Source organism: Dyella telluris (assembly GCF_014297575.1).
In the GTDB taxonomy this organism is placed as follows: domain Bacteria; phylum Pseudomonadota; class Gammaproteobacteria; order Xanthomonadales; family Rhodanobacteraceae; genus Dyella; species Dyella telluris.
In genome coordinates, this window is record NZ_CP060412.1 from 588,257 (window position 1) to 606,926 (window position 18,670).

Sequence of the window (18,670 nt, forward strand, 5' to 3'; positions counted from 1 at the left end):
TGCGGGCTCCCCCGCCCGGTCCTGCCCTGCATATAGGCGTCGATCTGAAAACAAAAGGGGCCCCGGCGGGTTTGTATCCGAATGTATCCCCGGGCCCCTCGGGTACACGACCTTTCAATACCGCCGCTTCTCCACACAGAGGCGACACATGCGGATGGTCTTCTATACGCCTGCCCACCGGAGAAAGACCCGCCATGTCCGACCTGATCAACCCCAAGCGCCGCAGCTTCCTTGGCGCCACCGCCCTTGGCCTGGCCATGGCACCGTTCGGCTTCGCTACGCTGGCCCGTGCCGAATCCAACGGCCCGGCCGCCGACGGCGCCGCCGGCAAGCAGGTGCCCAGCGGCGGGCGCACCTCGTTCAAGTCCATCAAACACGTGAAGGCGGGCGTGCTGGACGTGGCCTATGCCGAAGATGGCCCGGCCCACGGCACACCCGTGCTGCTGCTGCACGGCTGGCCGTATGACATCTACAGCTTCGTGGATGTGGCCCCCGTCCTGGCGGCCGCCGGCTACCGCGTGATCATTCCCTGGCTGCGCGGCTACGGCGAGACGCGCTTCCTCTCCGCCGACACCCCGCGCAACGGCCAGCAGGCAGCACTGGCGCAGGACGCCATCGACCTGCTCGATGCACTGAAGATCGACAAGGCCATCGTCGCCGGCTTCGACTGGGGTGCACGCACGGCCGACATCCTGGCCGCGCTGTGGCCGGAACGCTGCAAGGCGCTGGTGTCGGTCAGCGGCTACCTTATCGGCAGCCAGGAGGCCAACCATGCCCCGCTGCCGCCCAAGGCCGAGCAGCAGTGGTGGTACCAGTACTACTTCACCACCGCGCGCGGCGAAGCCGGCTACGCCAAGTACACGCACGACTTCGCGCGCCTGATCTGGGAAACGGCCTCGCCGAAGTGGGGCTTTGACGACGCCACCTTCGCCCGTTCCGCCGCCGCGCTGGACAACCCCGACCAGGTCGCCGTGGCCATCCACAACTACCGCTGGCGCCTGGGCCTGGTCGAGGGCGAGTCGCGCTTCGACGCGCTGGAGAAGAAGCTCGCCGCCTTCCCCACCATCGGCGTACCCACCATCACCATGGAAGGCGACGCCAACGGTGCCCCCCACCCGGATGCCAGCGCCTACGCCAAGAAGTTCACCGGCAAGTACGAGTACCGCCTGATCACTGGCGGCATCGGACACAACTTGCCGCAGGAAGCACCACAGGCCTTCGCCAAGGCCGTGATCGACGTCGACCACTTTTGACCGGCTACCTGGACTCTTCGATGAAAACCTTGCTGGCTACCACGGCCGCCATCGGAATGATGATGGCGGGCATTCTCGCCGCGACCTCGCATGCCAGCGAGCCGGCCGCCACGCCCGCCTCGCCCGTCTACGGTGTCACCCTGCCCCAGGGTTATCGCCAGTGGGAACTCATCGCACCCGCGCTGGAGGATGCACCGCTCAACGAACTGCGCGCGGTGGTGGGCAATGCCGTCGCGGTGGATGCCTATCACCGCGACAGCCAGCCCTTCCCCGACGGCACCGTGCTGGTGAAACTCGCCTGGAAGCGCCAACCCTCCGCCGAGTTCGCCAGCGCCACCGTGCCCGGTGCAGCCACCACTGTGCAGGTAATGGTGAAGGATTCGAGGAAATACGCCGCCACCGGCGGCTGGGGCTTTGGGCGCTTCGTCAATGGCCAGCCCGCCGACGAAGCCCAGCACCGCACCTGCTTCGCCTGCCACGAGGCGCGCGCCAAAGGACACGACTATGTGTTCACGAGGTATGCGCCCTGAGCGCTGAAAGGCGTTATCCGGCGTCCGGTCATCGGCCCGATCACGGGGACTCGACGCAACGGTGATGCGGCAGGGCCTACCCTCCAGATGAAAAGCAAAGGCATGCCTGACACGTCTGCTTTCAAACGGACAGGGAGCTGCGTATGCAAGTGGAATACCGGGAAGTTCCCATGCTGGCACGGTGGCAGCACTCCAACCCGCATCGCCCCGCACCGCCCGACCTGGGTAGCGGGCAGATCCGGAGCTGGGAGTGTCGGATCGACTCTTCCACCGTCGGGCATTGCTCCGGCAACGCGCGCACTGGCCAGGTGCTGGGCCTGATGGTTGAGCACGGCCATGAGGGCAAGGGCATCGGCACCCAGCTTCTTTCGCTGGTCGTCAGCTGGCTTCGCGCGGAGCAGGTAAAGAGGCTCTGGCTTGAAGCACCCTTGTCGCCCCAACCGCGTGCCCGCCGGTTCTATCAGTCACGCGGGTGGGTTTCCACCGGGCGCAGGGTAGGTACTGAGATGGAGATATTCGAACTTCGGAACGAATAGCCGGCGACCCGAACTTTGCCGGGCCGACACGGTCCCAACCCCGACTGCTCCATACCTGCGGGACACCGCCGGCACTGGCTGCGCCCTTTCCGGCGCGGACAGGGAGGGGGCAGGCAACGCTGCCGAACGGAGTTCGCAGATGGGGATGGAACAAGCCACGTCGAATGACCCTCACCCATCCGCCCGCCGGGTGGTGGCCCTGGCCGTCGCCATCAGCACCCATCTCGTCATCCTGCTGGTGATGCTTCGACCCGCAGCCCCGGGCGCCGATGCACCGGTGAAATCGGAAAGCCGCCCAGCCACGCTGAAGCTGCGCCTTGTTTCGCAACCGCGGGTGGTGTCTGCCTCGCCTCCCCCGCTACGTACGGCGGCCACATCGTTCGACCGTGCACAGCGCCCAGGAAAAGTGAAGTCACCGCCTCCCACACACGCCTCACCGCCGGTTGTCACCAGCGCGCCGGAAACGGAGTCCCGGCCCCTGGCATTACCCGCCGTCGCCACCGGGCAGCCCGCGAACTTGGCACCCACCGACGGCGACGGTGGATTCCGTGACCGCATGCGCAACGCCCAGCACGTGCAGGATATCCATGGCGTTCCCGGTTCAGACCGCGCCGTGGCGCCAGGCATGGCGTTGATCAACCCCATGGATCAAGGCATCGGTGCCGTGGTGCGAAACGCGCAACGCCTGTTCGGCGTCGCCGACCATCACTGCATCGACGTTGATGTCTGGCTGCACCTCAGCGCCGACGAACTCATCGCACGACACCTCACGGTGGCCGACGTCGACAAGGTCTCGGAGAAATACCACTGCAACCGACCGATGGGGCTCAACTTCTGACACCCTCCGGTTCAGACGTACCGGGTGATCCAGCCCTGGCGGCGCAACCGTCTATTGAGGACAGCCGAGGGTGTATGCGTTCGACCCGAAGCAGACATGCTCGTCGCCGGAGACCCGGAGCGAAAGCATGACAGTGCAAGCGTGGATCGGCTCTGGAACGAGCGGAGGCGCCTCACTGCAGCCCCTCAAGCCCGCACGTACTCCACGTTGTTGAAGGTCATGCTGGGAACACCCACTTCGACCATCGACAAACCCGGTTACACGCCAATTTTTCGCACGTGGTGCATGATTCGCTGGTTCGAGCTCGTACCCCGCCCGGGTTGTCCGCATAGCAGGCTGAATTCAACCGGAAGGCAGCGCCCAGTCTGCTCACGATCAACGGGGGCACTTCTGATGGAGGTCGGCCCGGCTGACAGATACACGTGGGTGACCATGCAGTCGGTCACCGACGAGATTCACGAATCCGGTCATCAAGAAATCATCGATCGAGGCGGCCATGCAGCACGACGATTTCGACCTGGGCACGTCTCTCAGGATTCTGGCACTGCGGGATGGCCGGATAGTTCACGTGCGGACGATTCAGTCGCAGGACAAGGATATTCTTGACGACGCTTTTCAAAAACTCGGCAGTGAATCGCGCTACTCGCGCTTTTTCGGGACGGTGCGCGAGGTGCCGGACGATATCCTGCAGCCCGAGGCGCCGGGCCCCCATGGCCACGTCGTGGCGCTGGTTGCGCTCAGCAACGCGGGTGCCGGGGACATCATGGTCGGCGGTGCACGCTACGTGACCAGCCCTTCGGGAGAGAACTGCGAGTTTGCCGTCACGGTTGCCGACGACTGGCGTGGCCTCGGCCTTGCCCGTCAGCTCATGCAACAGTTGATCAACACGGCGCGCGAGCGCGAGGTTCGCCAGATGGAGGGCACCGTGTTGGCAACGAACACCGGCATGCGCGGATTGGCAAAACGACTTGGCTTCAAGGACGGTCCTTACCCGGGTGACTATTCGCTGCGGCTCGTCACGCTGGAGCTGTAAAGGGAGCAAGGAGCGCCGGCCAGGACACCCCCGCCTTCCACACGCGCGGCCCTTGTCGGCGGCCTGTGGATTTGCGCCTGCTTCACGGTCCCGGGTAGATGCTCCGGCAGTCCGGACAGTCGCTCCCAATCACTCGGCAATACTCCCTGCGTCAGGCAACGAGGTCATCCCATGGATGCACGCCACGCGAAGTACCAGCGACTCATCGATCGTTGCCAGAGCATGCCGCCTACGCCTACTGCCGTGGCGCATCCTTGTGACGGATCGTCTCTGCAGGGAGCGATGGAAGCGGCACGGCTCGGCCTGATCGCGCCCATCCTGGTCGGTCCGCTGGACCGGATCAGGGCGGCTGCCGCCGACAGCGGCATCGACCTTTCAGGTGTCGACATGGTCGACGCACCGTACAGCACCGCCTCGGCAGCGGCAGCGGTGGCCCTGGTACGTGAAGGCAAGGCCGAAGCGCTGATGAAGGGAAGCCTGCATACCGATGAACTGATGGGCGCGGTGGTGAAGCGCGAGACGGGGTTGCGCACCGCTCGCCGGGTCAGTCACTGCTTCGTGATGGACGTGCCGGGGCATGAAGACGCGCTGATCATCAGCGATGCCGCGGTCAACATTGCGCCCACGCTGGAGGAGAAGGTGGACATCCTGCAGAACGCCATCGACCTCGCCCACGCCCTGGGCGTGCCCGAGGTGCGGGCGGCCATTCTCTCGGCGATGGAAACCGTCAATCCGAAAGTACCCTCCACGGTGGAAGCGGCGGCCTTGTGCAAGATGGTGGATCGCCATCAGATCACGGGCGCGATCGTCGATGGTCCGCTCGCGCTGGACAATGCCATCAATCTTGAAGCGGCAAAGATCAAGAAGATCGAGTCGCCGGTGGCTGGGCGCGCGAACATTCTTCTGGTGCCGGACCTGGAAGCCGGCAACATGTTGGCCAAGAGCCTTACCTTTCTGGCCGGAGCCGACGCGGCGGGCATTGTGCTGGGTGCGCGCGTGCCCATCATCCTCACCAGCCGCGCTGATTCCGTCATGAGCAGGCTCGCGTCCTGTGCGATAGCGAGCATGGTCGCCGCGGCCCGCCGTGAGGGCGGGAAGATCCTGGGGTAATGCCATGGCGGATGTCGTCCTCGTCCTCAACGCCGGATCCTCCAGCATCAAGTTCAGTGCCTTTGACGGAGGCAAGGCAAGCTTGCCATTGATTCTTCGCGGACAGGTCGAAGGCCTGTATACCGCGCCGCGCTCGCTTGCCAAGGATGCCGCGGGGGCCGAGATCGAATCGAAATCGTGGAGTGACAACGCCACCTTTGGGCACGAAGAAGCCATTGCCTATCTGATCGACCTTCTGCGTTCGCAGCGGGGCGACCACCGGCTGGTCGCCGTGGGCCACCGCATCGTCCATGGGGGCATGTTTTTCGACAGGGCCACGCGGATCGACGAAGGCGTGATGGCCAAACTTCAGACGCTGACGCCACTGGCACCACTGCACCAGCCGCACAACCTCAAGGCGGTCGACATCGTCACCCGGATTCGCCCTGATCTTCCCCAGGTCGCCTGTTTCGACACAGCCTTTCATCGGACGCAACCCGAATTGGCGCAGGCCTTCGCCCTGCCCGCCGCCATTACCGATCGCGGCGTGCGCCGATACGGATTTCACGGTCTATCGTATGAATACATCGCCAGCGTCCTGCCGACGTTCGATGCGAAAGCAGCGCGGGGGCGCACGGTGGTGGCACACCTTGGCAACGGCAGCAGCATGTGCGCCATGGTGAACGGCCGCAGCGTGGCGAGCACCATGGGCTTCACGGCGGTCGAGGGTCTGCCGATGGGAACGCGTTGCGGCAGCGTCGATCCCGGCGTCATTCTCTATCTGCTTGCCGAGTTGAAGATGGACGCCAAGGCCATCGAGGATCTCATCTACAAGCGCTCGGGCCTGCTGGGCGTATCCGGCCTGTCCAGCGACATGCGTACCTTGCTGGCCAGCGACGATGCACGCGCGGCGTTCGCCATCGACCTGTTCACCTATCGCATCGCGCGTGAGCTCGGCTCGCTCGCCGCAGCCAGTGAGGGCATCGATGCCATCGTGTTTACCGCGGGCATCGGCGAAAACTCACCCGACATCCGGCAGCGTGTCTGCGAGCGCGCGGCCTGGCTGGGCGCTGTCATCGACGAGGATGCCAATCGTGCAGGCAGTGCTTGCATCAGCACGCCGTCCAGCCTTGTCTCCGTCTGGTCCATTCCGACCAACGAAGAGCTGATGATTGCCCGGCACACGCAAGCGCTTCTGGCCGAAGCGTGAGACCCGGAACGGGTTGACGGCCATGCTTGCCCTGGTCGCCGCGCTACGTCATCACGAGAAAAACGCCGGGACAATGTTGACGAAGAGGATCTTCACGATGGTCATGCCGGGAAAGATCATCGCGTAGCCAAGGTCGGGCCGGTCCGTGGGCGTAAGCTTGTTCGCATAGGCAAGAATCGCAGGATTGCCGCACGCACCGGCAACGATGCCAGCCACCTCGTCGAACGGCATCTTGTACATCCACAAGCCCATGATGAGGATGGGAAGCACGAGCACCATCAGGACAATGGCGCCAAGGCCGAGCATTTCCAGCCCGGTCTGGGTCACGGTGGCCGCGAATTTCGGGCCGGAGGACATGCCCACCTGCGCCAGGAACAACGTCAGGCCCAGATTGCGCAGCACCAGGCTGGCTGACAGCGGGATGGTCCAGCTGAGCCCCGCCGTACGCCGTTGCCGTCCAAGCACGAGTGCCACGATGAGGACACCGCACAATCCAATGGCGAGCTTGCCGATACCCGGCAACGGAAACGGGATGGCACCCAGCAGAAAGCCAATCGCCATGCCGATGCCGATGGAGATATAGCTGAATTCGGCCGTTGCCTTGATGGAGTCGCCAAAGTACTTCCGTAGCGCCGCGAAGTCAGCGCGGCTGGCCAGCACGCCCACGCGATCGCCAAACTCAAGCACGAGATCAGGCCGTGGCGTGATATCGGCATCGCCGCGTCGCACCTGCACCACGATGTTGGCCGCTTCTCCGGGAAGCTCCAGTTCGCTGAGGGTCCGCCCGACCACGGCTGGGCGCGAGGCAAAGATGCGCACGTAGTCGATGTGGCTGCGGTCGCTCAGGATTTGTCCGGGCGCCGTTTCCCCGAGATAACTGCTGGCCTGCTGCAAGGCTTCCTGATCAGGGCTGACGACAAAGACGACGTCGTTCTCCGCGACCACCCTTTCGGGCGAGGCGGCCTGGCTGCGATGTGCCGTGCGCAGCGCGACGATCTGTACACTGGCAGGGAGCTTTGCGGCAATTTCCCCGATCGTCCTTCCCAGGGCGGCTTCATTGCGCACCACGATCTCGAGAAACTGCAGCCCGGCTGGGGCGGAGGGCTGGATCTTGGGCTTGAGCGCCATGAAGGCGAAGTACAGGAACAGGATGGGACCGGCGACGCCAAACGGATACGACACCGAATAGCCGACGGCGGGATCGTCATTGCCCAACGTTGCGATCGCGGCCTGCAACGTCGGCGTGCTGGTGCCGGAGCCCGCGAACAGACCCAGCGAGTAGCCCAGCTTCACATCCAGCATCTTGGTGAACAGGATGCTGACCACGCCCGCGAGTGCCACGCCGATGAGGGCCATCAGGTTTGCCCGTCGACCCGCGGCGCTGGTCAGTCCGGCGAAAAACTGCTTCCCGTATTGCACGCCTACCGTGTACAGGAAAAGCGCGAGACCCAGCGTACCGACCATGGGTGCCGGCACGGACTTGGGCGCGAACCAGCCCATGGCGAGCGCCACGAAAAGCACGGCTCCCACGCCAAGGGAGAAGCCCTTGATGTTGATTTCGCCGACGAGATAGCCAATGGCGATCGTGAGGAACAGCGCCATCATGGGTTGCTGCTCAAGCAGCGTCTTGATGACATCCACGGCCCTTCTCCTTACGGATCAGTAGACGGTCAGACCCCTGCTGCGAAACTGCCCGCGCACGCGTTCTGTCAACGCCGCATCCGGGGCTTCGCAGTCCTTCAAGGTGTAGTCGAGTCCCAGTTCCTTCCACTTGTCGCTGCCCATCTGGTGAAAGCGCAGTACCTCCACGCGTTCAAGAGACGTCAGCTGCGCGCAGATATCCGCGACTTTTTCCACGTTGTCATAGCTGTCCGTCAGGCCGGGCACCAGCACGTAGCGAACCCACAGGGGACGACCCAGCGCCGAAAGGCGATAGGCATAGTCGAGCGTGGGTTGCAGTGGTTGCCGGGTCACCTTCTGGTAGATCTCCGGGTCGCCTGATTTGATGTCCAGCAGATGCAGGTCGATATCCATCAGATCCTGGTCGGTGAAGCGATCGCCCAGTCGCCCCGAGGTGTCCATGCAGGTGTGCAGGCCAAGCTCCTTGCAGCGGCGAAAAAGGCGCAGCACGAATGGCCGCTGGACCATGGGCTCGCCACCCGAGAGCGTGATGCCCCCGCGGCAGGTCTTGAGCACGTGGGCATACTTGGATATCTCGCCCATGGCGCGCGACACCGTCACGGGATACCCGTTGCGCTTGTGCCAGGTGTCGGGGTTGTGACAGTACTGGCAGCGCAACAGGCAACCGCTGAGAAATGCCACGAAGCGGATACCCGGCCCGTCCACGGTGCTTCCCACCTCATACGAATGCACGTAACCCAGGAGGTCGCCCTCGTCCGCGACCTCCTCCACGTCGCCCGGGTGCACGGCGAAGTAGTCGTGCGCCACGGCCGATTCGTGGGCGCCCTCCTCGTCCACCTTGAGCTCATAGCGGCTGCCGACTCGTGGCTCGGTCATGGCCGGTGTCTACAAGGCGCCATGGAACGTGCGATTGATCACATCCATCTGCTGCTCACGCGTAAGTCGGACGAAATTCACCGCGTAACCGGACACCCGTACCGTGAGTTGCGGGTACTTTTCGGGGTGCTTCATCGCATCCTGCAGCGTCTCGCGATTGAGCACGTTGATGTTGACGTGGAAGCCGCCACTGGAGAAATACGCGTCCAGCGCATCGACGCCTCGCGAAATGCGGTCATCCTCCTGGCCGAGCGCTGCCGGAACCACCGAGAGCGTCAACGAGATGCCATCTTCCGCATCGTCATAGGGGATCTTGGCCACCGACATCAAGGCAGCAAGTGCACCGTGCGTATCCTTGCCGTTGGCCGGATTGGCTCCCGGCGCGAAAGGCTCGCCCATCTTCCGCCCGTCCGGGGTATTGCCTGTCGCCTTGCCGTAAACCACGTTCGAAGTGATCGTGAGCACCGACTGCGTGTGCGTGGCACCGCGATAGCTCGGATACATGCGTATCTTGTTCATCATCATCGAGACAAGCATCTTGGCGATGTTGTCCACGCGGTCATCGTTATTGCCAAAACAGGGGAAAGTCCCGTCAATGTGGTAATCGGTGATGAGTCCCCGATCGTCCCGTTGCACCGTCACCTTCGCGTACTTGATGGCAGACAGACTGTCGGCGGCATGGGAAAGCCCGGCGATACCGCAGGCCAGCGTGCGCAGCACATCGCGGTCGTGCAGCGCCATCTCGATTGATTCGTAGCAATACTTGTCGTGCATGTAGTGAATGATGTTGAGCGCATTCACGTAGGTCTTGGCCAACCAGTCCATCATCGGATCGAGCCGCTCCATCACCTCTTCGTACTTGAGGACGTCGCCGGTGATGGGGGCGAGATTGGGCCCCACCTGCTCGCCGGTGACTTCGTCACGGCCGCCGTTGAGTGCATAGAGCAAGGTCTTGGGCAGGTTCACGCGGGCGCCGAAGAACTGCATCTGCTTGCCGACGCGCATGGCCGAGACGCAGCACGCTATGGCGCAGTCGTCACCCCATTTGGGTCGCATGAGGTCGTCCGATTCGTACTGGATCGAACTGGTGTCGATGGATGCCTTGACCGCAAAGCGCTTGAAACCCTCGGGAAGACGGGGGGACCAGAACACCGTCAGATTGGGTTCGGGGGCCGGACCGAGGTTGTAGAGCGTGTTGAGCATGCGGAACGCGGTCTTGGTGACCAAGGTTCGCCCGTCCTCGCCGTTGCCGCCGAGCACTTCCGTGACCCATACCGGGTCGCCCGAGAACAGCTGGTTGTACTCCGGCGCTCTAAGGAAGCGCACGATGCGCCACTTGATCACCAGGTCATCCACGATTTCCTGTGCCTGCGATTCGTTGAGGGTCCCCTCGCGCAGGTCACGTTCGAAATAGATGTCCAGGAAACTGGAAAGCCGACCGGCCGACATGGCCGCCCCATTCTGCTGCTTGATCGCCGCCAGGTAGCCAAAATAGGTCCATTGCACGGCTTCCTTCGCGTTGGCAGCCGGACCGGAAATGTCATAGCCATAGTGCGACGCCATCACCTTGAGTTCTTTGAGCGAGCGGATCTGCTCGGCCAACTCTTCCCGCAGGCGAATCACGTCTTCGACGGAGTGACGATCGTCCAGTTCACTCTTCTCGCGCTCCTTGTCCTGGATCAGGAAGTCGACGCCATAGAGCGCAACGCGCCGATAATCGCCAATGATGCGCCCGCGCCCATAGGCGTCCGGAAGTCCGGTCACCACGCCTGAAGAGCGTGCCTTGCGGATGTCAGGGGTGTATGCATCAAAGACGCCGTCGTTGTGCGTTTTCCGATACTTGGTGAAAATCTCGCCGACCGCGGGATCGGGCGTACGCCCATACGACTCGAGGCTGGCTGCCACGACACGCCAGCCGCCGAAGGGCATGATGGCCCGCTTGAGCGGCGCATCCGTCTGCAGGCCGACGATGATTTCGTTGTTCTTGTCGATATAGCCGGCGTCGTGCGCCAGGATGCCTGAGGGCACCTGAGACACATCAAGGATTCCCTTCTCCCGCTCTTCGGCAAGCAACGGCTGCAACGTCTGCCACATGCCACGGGTGCGTTCGGTGGCACCCTGGAGGAAGCTGTCATCGCCCTCATAAGGCGTGTAGTTGCGCTGGATGAATTCGCGAACGTTGACACGCTCTTGCCAGGAACCCGGAGCAAAGCTCCGCCAGGCGGATTGATTCAAGCCGCCCAGCTCAAATGATGCTGCTGCCATGGCGTACCCCTAACTTGGCCTTTGCCAAGGTGATTGGTGGATCTCTCTGATGCGCTGAGCTCAAATCGATACCAACGGCGACCCGGTTGGACGCGAGATGGCCAACGGCCAACTCCTTTCTTTCCCCGTGCACCGCCACCCCTGCATTTGCGCCGATGGCCGCCTTACTTCGTCGCATAAACGACGTCGCTTTCCTGACCATTTAATTTGCGCTCAGGTGCCTAAAGACCCCGTGAAGGCAACCCGACAACGCGGGTCTATCTCTCTCTGATTTCTCCCTTTTCTTTCGCAGGACGCTTCGGCCGCGAGCTTGGTCGCTGGCCAGCATGTGTAGACCCACGTACTTTTACGCAAACGCTGGAACCCTGCGTTCTGGCGCCGCAAACGTGAGCCAAAGCCCAGGCCCCCGGAACCGTAATCTTCTCGTCGCTGGGGAGTCGCAAGGCGACCGTCGGTCAGGCCGTCGCACTAGAGGTCAGAGACACCGGTCCACCGTTGGACCGGTGTCGCAATTCCTTTCGGCTCTCACGTATCGGGCATCGACGGGCTGCCGCGTGCGTGACGTGTCCAGACAGAGCCCCTGGTCGCCCGAACCCAGACATAAGCCACCAACGAGGAAAGGCCAGGCGGTCGTGACGTGTACCGGCCACCGGGTCCGATGTGGTTCCTGGTCCGCGCATCCGGGAATAAACACAGGCGCAAACCGCCCAGGTTTTTTCCGTTCTTTTGACAAGTGAATGGCGAAAATCAAGGATCGGTTTCGATAGCCGAGCCTCAGGGGATCGAGATGCTCTCTCCCGCATCGTCCGCCATCGTCACCTTCTTCGCCTTGGTTGCCGCCGCACTCATCGGCACGGGCATCAGGCGGGCCTTGCCCGAAGAGCACAAGGCACAGGAAACAGTCCAGCTGGTCCAGTTGGTCATTGGCATGCTCGTTACCTTTGCGGCACTCATGCTCAGCCTGCTGACGGCCTCGGCCAAGACGAGCTTCGACACGGTCACGGACGACTTCCACGTCTTTGCTTCGGATCTGATCCAGCTGGACAGCACCCTTCGTGCCTATGGAGGAGAAGCCGATCGGGCAAGAGAGCTGTTGCGCATCTACACGGCGGCGGCGACGGCGAGTACGTGGCCCCATGAACGCCCGCCACCCGGTGACTACTATCCCAAGGATCTGGATCCCAAGGATACGACCGACAATCTGGACGACGTGCGACTCGACAAGCTGCTGGACACCGCGGGAAACGAAGTACGTCGACTCAACGCAACCGACCCTTATCACGAAGCACTTCGAACCGAGGGGCTGGAGCAATTTGCCCGGGCTACCACCGCCCATTGGAAACTGATCGAAGAAGCACACAGTTCGATTTCATTGCCATTCTTCCTGACCATGGCGTTCTGGCTTTTCGTGATCTTCCTGAGCTTCGGCCTGGTCGCACCCCACAACGCCCTGGCACTCGTCACGGTGGGGCTCGGGGCCATACTGCTGGCTTCGGTCGTCTACGTGATCGTGGATTTCGACACCCTGTTCCGGGGTCTCATCATTGTTCCTAGCCAGCCAATGCGCGATGCGCTGAACCACCTGTCGCTCTAGGCGAGGCCTTGCTGGTGTCCGCTTTCGTCGCGAAGCGGACCTTGCCCGGCGCAACAAGCGTGCCCTTTTCCAAAGGCCCGGCCACGCAGAATCGACGCGCCGACATCCTTCTTAGCCTTTAGTAGATTTACTCACCGCCGCCAGAGTAGAAATACAGTCGCGCCGGGGTTGTCCGGTTGTGCAAGCTTTGCTCGTCAAGGCGGGTCGCAGGGGAAACAGGGCGCCACCGCCAGGTGCCCTGCATGGTTAGGGGCCCATCCTTATGACGCTATCCCGGGGCATTCGATTCGAAGTTCTGACGACGGGTCGCATATGACATCGACGACGCGCAAGACCAATCACGAGCTCCTCCAGAGCGCGCAGAACTTCTCGGTGGTTCTTGGCGGCCCTCTCTTCCAGCTTTTGCGTCGAGCGCACCTGTCGGATGACTCGCTGTCCCTCTTGCGCAAACGCATCATCGTGATCGCTCTTTTTGCGTGGTTGCCACTCCTGGTGCTCTCCGCGCTGGAGGGTCATCTATGGGGTGGCGGCGTGGCGGTGCCTTTCCTCAAAGACATGGAAGTCCACATCCGTTTCCTTGTCGCGGTGCCCTTGCTGATCGTTGCCGAGGTTGAGGTCAACCGGCGCCTGCTTCCGATTGCCCAAACCTTTCTTGACAGGAACCTGATTCCCGAAGACGCCGAGTCGCGCTTCGATGACTCGATAAAGTCGGCCTTTCGCCTGCGCGACTCGGTGCTTGCGGAAGTGCTGATCATCGTCGCCGTCTATGCGGTGGGGGTCTTGATCGTATGGCGCCACTACACCGCGCTCGACGCCGATACATGGTACGGATCGTCTTCCAGGACGGGCTCGGAGCTCTCGCTTGCGGGCCTATGGTATGGCTACGTGAGCCTTCCGCTGTTTCAGTTCCTGTTGGTTCGCTGGTATTTCCGCATCTTCATCTGGACGCGATTCCTCTGGCAGGTATCGCGCATCAAGCTCAGCCTGGTTCCAACACACCCGGACCGGCTCGGCGGCCTGGGATTCCTGCCGGCCACGGCGTATGCCTTCGGTGTGTTGCTGATAGCGCACGGTGCCATGGTTGCCGCCCAGCTTGCCAACCGCATCATTCTTCTCGGGGCCAACCTGTTCGAATTCAGGGTCGAGATCGCGGTGATGCTGGTGTTCCTGTTGTTCGTGGTCTTTGGCCCATTGCTGGTGTTTTCGCCCCAGCTGGCGTCTGCGAGGCGAATCGGCCTGCGGGAATACGGCACGCTTGCCGAGCGCTACGTGCGCGACTTCGATCGAAAATGGCTGCGAGGTGGCGCCCCCGATGATGAGGCTTTCGTAGGTAGCTCCGACATCCAGTCGCTGGCGGATCTGGGCAACAGCTTCGAAGTCGTCCGGAGCATGCGCATCATCCCCGTAACGCGGGACGCGCTTATCCAGCTCGCGGCGTTTGTCCTGGTACCGATTGCGCCACTCGCGCTGACCATCTGGTCGCTGGAAGACCTGGCGAAGAAGCTGTTTGGCATTCTGTTCTAGCATGGTGTGAGCCCCTTCCCGCCAGCCATCGATCCGGATAAGCCTTGCGAAGCGGTCGCGCGGCTTTCACCGAACGGCCTCGCGACCCATCCATACGGTCATGAAAGCGACGGCCCCGGGCATCGTCAGGCTGCCCGAGAGGCCAGCCTTTCGACCCAAGCGCCACCCTGCCTGACGCACTTCCCCTGCGGCTCATTGCATCGATGGGGCGTGCGTGTCCAGGAAATGGCCAATCAGGTTCGCCACCGCGTCAGGGGCGTCCAGGGTGGCGAAATGCGTTGAATCGATGACATGGACTTCCGCATCAGGCACGGTGCGCTGGTACGCATACGCCCCCGGTGTCGTGAAGAACGGATCACGGTTGCCCCATAGCACCAGCACCGGCACATGCAGGCGAGCCAGCAGCGCCTGCCATTGCGGGTAGCGCCTGACGTTGCTGCCATAGTCGTACCAGAGGTCATTCCGGGCATCGATCACTCCCGGGCGTTGCTCCGCCGCCACCATCTGCATCAGCGCATCCGGGCCTGCATGGTCTTCGTCGTCCACGTGGCCAAACGTTGGATAGCCCAGGGACCGCACGTAGTCCGCGCGGCGCTTGTCCACGGCCGGGTTGCGATGCGCCCAGTGTTGCCGCAGTTCGCCATGGGGATCCTGGGCGGCCGGGAAACCGTCCAGATGGATCACGCCGTTCTGCACCATCACGGTCTGGATGGCATCGGGATGCAGCGCCATCAGTCGAAAGCCGACGGGCACGCCATAGTCCTGCATGTAGAGGCTGTAGCGGCTGATCCCTCGCGCCTTCAGGAAGGCGTCCACCGTTTGCGCCAGGTGGTCAAAGGTATAGGCGTAAGTGCGGTGATCCGGCGCGTCCGAGTAACCGAACGAGGGGTAGTCCATGGCAATCACGTGCACGTGCCGCGTACTCGCCAGGGTTTCCATCACGCGCGCATACATGATCGACGAGAGCGGATTGCCATGCAGAAACACCACCGTCGGCGCATGCGGTTCACCCGCTTCCCGGTAGAACACTTGCATGCCATCCACCGCCTGCCACCCCTCACGCAGGGCTTCGGAACGCGCGGGGAACGACAGGAGGCTGCACAACAGCAAGGAAAGCAGACCGGCAATTCGCATATATTCTCCATCCGCCTGAAAGGCATGCACGCCCCGCCCCGACAATCGCGTGGTGGCAAGGCAGGAAAGGGTCACCGTGGGGTGGCATGCAGTATCAGCGCCCCGAAAAACGGCGTACATCGATATCTCCTCAACCACGGTTGAGCTGCTTTCAACGCAAGGAACAAGCATGCCCCGCACCCTTCCGCCCATGCACACGCTCAGCACGTTCGAATGCGTCAGCCGGTTGCGCAGCTTCACGGCGGCAGCGGAAGAACTGCACCTCACCGTGAGTGCCGTGAGCCACCAGATCCGGTCGCTGGAGACCTTTTATGGCACGCGGCTGCTCCAGCGTGGCCATCGGGATGTCACCCTGACCAAAGCCGGCGACATGCTTTGCAGCGTGGTGGAAGAGTTGCTCGAGAAGCTCGGCACTGTAGGACGTGCGTTGCGCAGCCAACCGGGTAACCGGCTTTCGCTGAGCGCGCCACCCTCCTTCGTGAGCCGGTGGCTGATGCCCCGGCTGGCAGGGTTTCTCGATGCGCATCCGGATATCGATTTCACCTTGAAGGCAACGACCGAGCTGGTGGATCTGGAGAACGACGAAGTGGATTTCGCCATCCGCTACGGCGATGGAACCTGGCCGGGCCTGCAGGGAGAAAAGCTGCTCGACGAAGAACTGTTTGCCGTAGCGTCGCCCGCTTATCTGGAAAAGGCCGGCATTCGCGACGCAAAGGATCTCGGCAAGGGGCTGCTGCTGCGTGACGACTTCTTCAGCTGGGCAGCCTGGCTGGGCCACATGGGGATGACGGACGTTGCCACGCCATCAGGGCCGGTCTACGGCGATTCGTCCCTGCTGCTGCAGGCCGCCGAAGAGGGTCATGGCATCGCCCTTGGCCGCAGCGTGCTGGTGGAAACCGCGCTGGCCAGCGGCAGGCTCGCCCGGGCGGGTTCAAAGGCGCTGAAAGTGGACCGAAGCTATTACCTGGTCCGCTCGCTGGCGATGCCCAGCAGCCCCACCATGGAGCTGTTTCGCGCGTGGCTCTTTGCACAGGCCCAGCGCCTGCCGGCCTGAGCGCAAGGCCAGCGGCCGGGCACGCCGACAATCAGCCCAAGGGGAATGCCAACCCGCCCTTCACAGAAGCGCGAGGGTTTGCGCGCGAAGATGCCCGCGCCAGACGGGGGTTCCTCCTGTCGGGGGGGATAGGGGTCGCGGGGCACTCACGGCGGCGAGTCGAGCCGAAAACCGCAGGGGCAACCGGCAACCCGCGCAGCATCGATGCCTGGATAGCGACAGACGCAAGGCCGTGGTGGCGTTCCACAACCTTCGGGGGAATGATCATGCATAGCACCAAGCGGCACGTGGCCGGTTTGACCGCGCTGGCAGTCACGGTGGTCTCGGCAGGCGTTCTCGCCCTGCCCCTGTCATCCGACAACTGGGGATCGCAGCCCCATTGGGCCTACGCGGGCAACCACGATCCCGCGCATTGGTCCGACATGGACCCCAAGTTCACGGCGTGCGGCAACGGCCAGGCTCAGTCACCGATTGACCTTGAGTCGCGCGATGCCAAAACCGGAAAGGCCGGCGAGTTTCATATCGACTATGAAAAGGGCGCGGTGTCCCTGGTCAACAATGGCCACACCATCCAGGCCAACGTCAGCGATGCCAAGGACACCGTCGTGTTCGATGGCGACACCTATCACCTTGCCCAGTTCCACTTTCATGCGCCAAGTGAACACGTGACCGACGGCAAGCGCTTCCCGCTGGAGCTTCATTTCGTCAACGAAGATGGAAGGAAGGTGGCGGTCATTGGGGTTCTGGTGAAGCTCGGCGAAAAGAACGAGACCCTCGCGCCGGTGCTCAACAGCCTTCCCGCGACAGGGCCCGTCAGCTTGAAGAGCACCAAGCCACCGGTCACCGTGGACCTGGCCTCCGTACTTCCCCACGATCACAAGGCCTTCGTCTACACCGGGTCGCTGACCACCCCGCCCTGCACCGAAGGCGTGCACTGGATCGTGCTCTCGGAGCCGATTCAGATGTCGAAGGACCAGATCGAATCCTTCACCCACATCTTCCCTGACAACCACCGGCCGCTGCAGAAGATCAACGGAAGAGAGATCGACAACGAGTCGGAGTGAGTGGCGCGGATCATCGCCGTCGCTCGTTCACCGACCGGTTCGGAGGCAACGGGTGCACCCAGCCGGCACCGAGGTGTCCGCTTCAGGCCCGAAGCGGACGCCGCACGTTCGGCTCCCGCGGCCACGAAGCACATGGCAACCTCTTCCATCGCAGTCGCAGGGCGGACCAGGTCTTTAGCCGTCCGTCCCGCCAAGGGGTGCTGATGTCCCGGTGGCGATCACACCATTGAGAATGTCTTTCACTGCGACCAGCGCATTGCGCACGGCGGCCCCGCCTGCATAGAAAAGCAGCTGCAGGATGGTCTCGATGACTTGTTCCCGCGTAGCGCCCGCCCGCAGCGCCGCCTGGGTATGTGCACGCAGCTGCAGCACCGGATGCCCCAGCGTGACGCACGAGGCGATCACCACCAGTTCCCGCGTCACCCTGTCGAGCCCCGGGCGGCAAGCCACGCCGCCCAATGCCCACTCGATCGACATGTCGGCGAAGTCCGGGCACAGCCCATCCATGTCGCTGATCAGCGCATCCGCCGCGCCATCGCCAAACATCTGCTCCAGATAAGCCATGCCCCGGGGGCGTAGTTCCTGGTTGGGAATCAAGGCACGTCTCCTTTGTCCGCTGATGTGCATGGCCGGTGCCGACCATGTGGCAAACCTTATTCCGCAGCCGACAGTAGATAAATGGCGATTTGCTTCAGGCTTTCGATAACCCGGGTTTATAATCATGGACACGCTGAAACCCTTGGCCGCCTTTGTCCGTGTGTTCGAGCGCGGCAACTACACCGCCGCCGAGGATTTCCGGATAACGCCCGCCATGGCCGGCGTCCACGTGCGCGCGCCGGAGCAACGCCGGCCGTGTGGATGTTCGCTTTCAACCCTGGGCGAACCTATTTGAAGACAGAAAGCGAGCATCTTCCTCCGGTAGATCTACGTAATCCGGGGCCGCCGGTCCACGGTCGCGCACCACGTCCCGTGGCGAAACCTTTGTCGCCGACGTGACCTAAACTATGCATTCGTAGGCTTGCCGTCCCG

At 62.8% G+C, this 18,670-nt stretch carries 17 protein-coding genes; 12 read left to right on the plus strand and 5 right to left on the minus strand.

Features of this window, described 5'->3' with window-relative positions:
- Positions 1-194 precede the first annotated feature (194 nt).
- The 7 genes from H8F01_RS02860 (at position 195) to H8F01_RS02890 (ending at position 6,489) form a co-directional block, all read left to right on the plus strand.
- Complete coding sequence (locus H8F01_RS02860; protein ID WP_187057579.1) at positions 195-1,253, plus strand: alpha/beta fold hydrolase; 1,059 nt, start codon at positions 195-197, stop codon at positions 1,251-1,253.
- A 20-nt stretch (positions 1,254-1,273) separates the two neighbouring features.
- Positions 1,274-1,783 carry a cytochrome P460 family protein gene (locus H8F01_RS02865; protein WP_187057580.1) on the plus strand — a complete coding sequence of 170 codons (510 nt, stop codon included), beginning with the start codon at positions 1,274-1,276 and terminating at the stop codon, positions 1,781-1,783.
- A 143-nt stretch (positions 1,784-1,926) separates the two neighbouring features.
- Entirely contained in the window at positions 1,927-2,319 is a 393-nt protein-coding gene (locus H8F01_RS02870; protein ID WP_187057581.1) for a GNAT family N-acetyltransferase, read from the plus strand.
- Between the two features lie 517 nt (positions 2,320-2,836).
- Entirely contained in the window at positions 2,837-3,157 is a 321-nt protein-coding gene (locus tag H8F01_RS02875; RefSeq protein WP_187057582.1) for a hypothetical protein, read from the plus strand.
- 496 nt (positions 3,158-3,653) lie between these two features.
- Positions 3,654-4,190: a GNAT family N-acetyltransferase gene (locus H8F01_RS02880; protein WP_187057583.1), complete on the plus strand. Its 537-nt coding sequence runs from the start codon at positions 3,654-3,656 to the stop codon at positions 4,188-4,190.
- A 171-nt stretch (positions 4,191-4,361) separates the two neighbouring features.
- Positions 4,362-5,300: a phosphate acetyltransferase gene (locus H8F01_RS02885; protein ID WP_187057584.1), complete on the plus strand. Its 939-nt coding sequence runs from the start codon at positions 4,362-4,364 to the stop codon at positions 5,298-5,300.
- Between the two features lie 4 nt (positions 5,301-5,304).
- Entirely contained in the window at positions 5,305-6,489 is a 1,185-nt protein-coding gene (locus H8F01_RS02890; protein WP_187057585.1) for an acetate/propionate family kinase, read from the plus strand.
- A 51-nt stretch (positions 6,490-6,540) separates the two neighbouring features.
- Here the strand turns inward: H8F01_RS02890 and H8F01_RS02895 are convergent, their stop codons facing one another.
- The 3 genes from H8F01_RS02895 to pflB are packed head-to-tail and all read right to left on the minus strand — an operon-like array spanning position 6,541 to position 11,271.
- On the minus strand, positions 6,541-8,130 hold the full coding sequence (locus H8F01_RS02895; protein WP_187057586.1) for an aspartate:alanine exchanger family transporter: 1,590 nt from the start codon (positions 8,128-8,130) through the stop codon (positions 6,541-6,543).
- Between the two features lie 18 nt (positions 8,131-8,148).
- A complete protein-coding gene (gene pflA, locus H8F01_RS02900) occupies positions 8,149-9,006 on the minus strand; it encodes a pyruvate formate-lyase-activating protein (RefSeq protein WP_187057587.1) in 858 nt (285 codons plus the stop codon).
- Positions 9,007-9,015: 9 nt separating this feature from the next.
- Positions 9,016-11,271: a formate C-acetyltransferase gene (gene pflB, locus H8F01_RS02905; RefSeq protein WP_187057588.1), complete on the minus strand. Its 2,256-nt coding sequence runs from the start codon at positions 11,269-11,271 to the stop codon at positions 9,016-9,018.
- A gap of 787 nt (positions 11,272-12,058) precedes the next feature.
- Between pflB and H8F01_RS02910 the strand changes: the two genes are divergently transcribed.
- Complete coding sequence (locus tag H8F01_RS02910) at positions 12,059-12,865, plus strand: bestrophin-like domain (protein WP_187057589.1); 807 nt, start codon at positions 12,059-12,061, stop codon at positions 12,863-12,865.
- 312 nt (positions 12,866-13,177) lie between these two features.
- Positions 13,178-14,389 (plus strand): hypothetical protein, encoded by a 1,212-nt coding sequence (locus tag H8F01_RS02915; protein ID WP_187057590.1) that lies wholly within the window; start codon positions 13,178-13,180, stop codon positions 14,387-14,389.
- Between the two features lie 192 nt (positions 14,390-14,581).
- On the opposite strand, the gene H8F01_RS02920 is transcribed toward H8F01_RS02915, so the two are convergent.
- Complete coding sequence (locus tag H8F01_RS02920; protein ID WP_187057591.1) at positions 14,582-15,523, minus strand: alpha/beta fold hydrolase; 942 nt, start codon at positions 15,521-15,523, stop codon at positions 14,582-14,584.
- Between the two features lie 169 nt (positions 15,524-15,692).
- Between H8F01_RS02920 and H8F01_RS02925 the strand changes: the two genes are divergently transcribed.
- Both H8F01_RS02925 and H8F01_RS02930 read left to right on the plus strand, forming a co-directional pair.
- A complete protein-coding gene (locus H8F01_RS02925) occupies positions 15,693-16,577 on the plus strand; it encodes a LysR substrate-binding domain-containing protein (RefSeq protein ID WP_187057592.1) in 885 nt (294 codons plus the stop codon).
- Positions 16,578-16,843: 266 nt separating this feature from the next.
- The gene (locus H8F01_RS02930) at positions 16,844-17,641 is read left to right on the plus strand and encodes a carbonic anhydrase (protein WP_187057593.1); all 798 of its coding nucleotides are present in this window, start codon (positions 16,844-16,846) and stop codon (positions 17,639-17,641) included.
- Positions 17,642-17,815: 174 nt separating this feature from the next.
- On the opposite strand, the gene H8F01_RS02935 is transcribed toward H8F01_RS02930, so the two are convergent.
- On the minus strand, positions 17,816-18,238 hold the full coding sequence (locus H8F01_RS02935; protein ID WP_187057594.1) for a carboxymuconolactone decarboxylase family protein: 423 nt from the start codon (positions 18,236-18,238) through the stop codon (positions 17,816-17,818).
- A gap of 124 nt (positions 18,239-18,362) precedes the next feature.
- On the opposite strand from H8F01_RS02935, the gene H8F01_RS02940 reads away from it, so the two are divergent.
- Complete coding sequence (locus H8F01_RS02940) at positions 18,363-18,533, plus strand: hypothetical protein (protein ID WP_187057595.1); 171 nt, start codon at positions 18,363-18,365, stop codon at positions 18,531-18,533.
- The last annotated feature ends 137 nt before the right edge of the window (positions 18,534-18,670 follow it).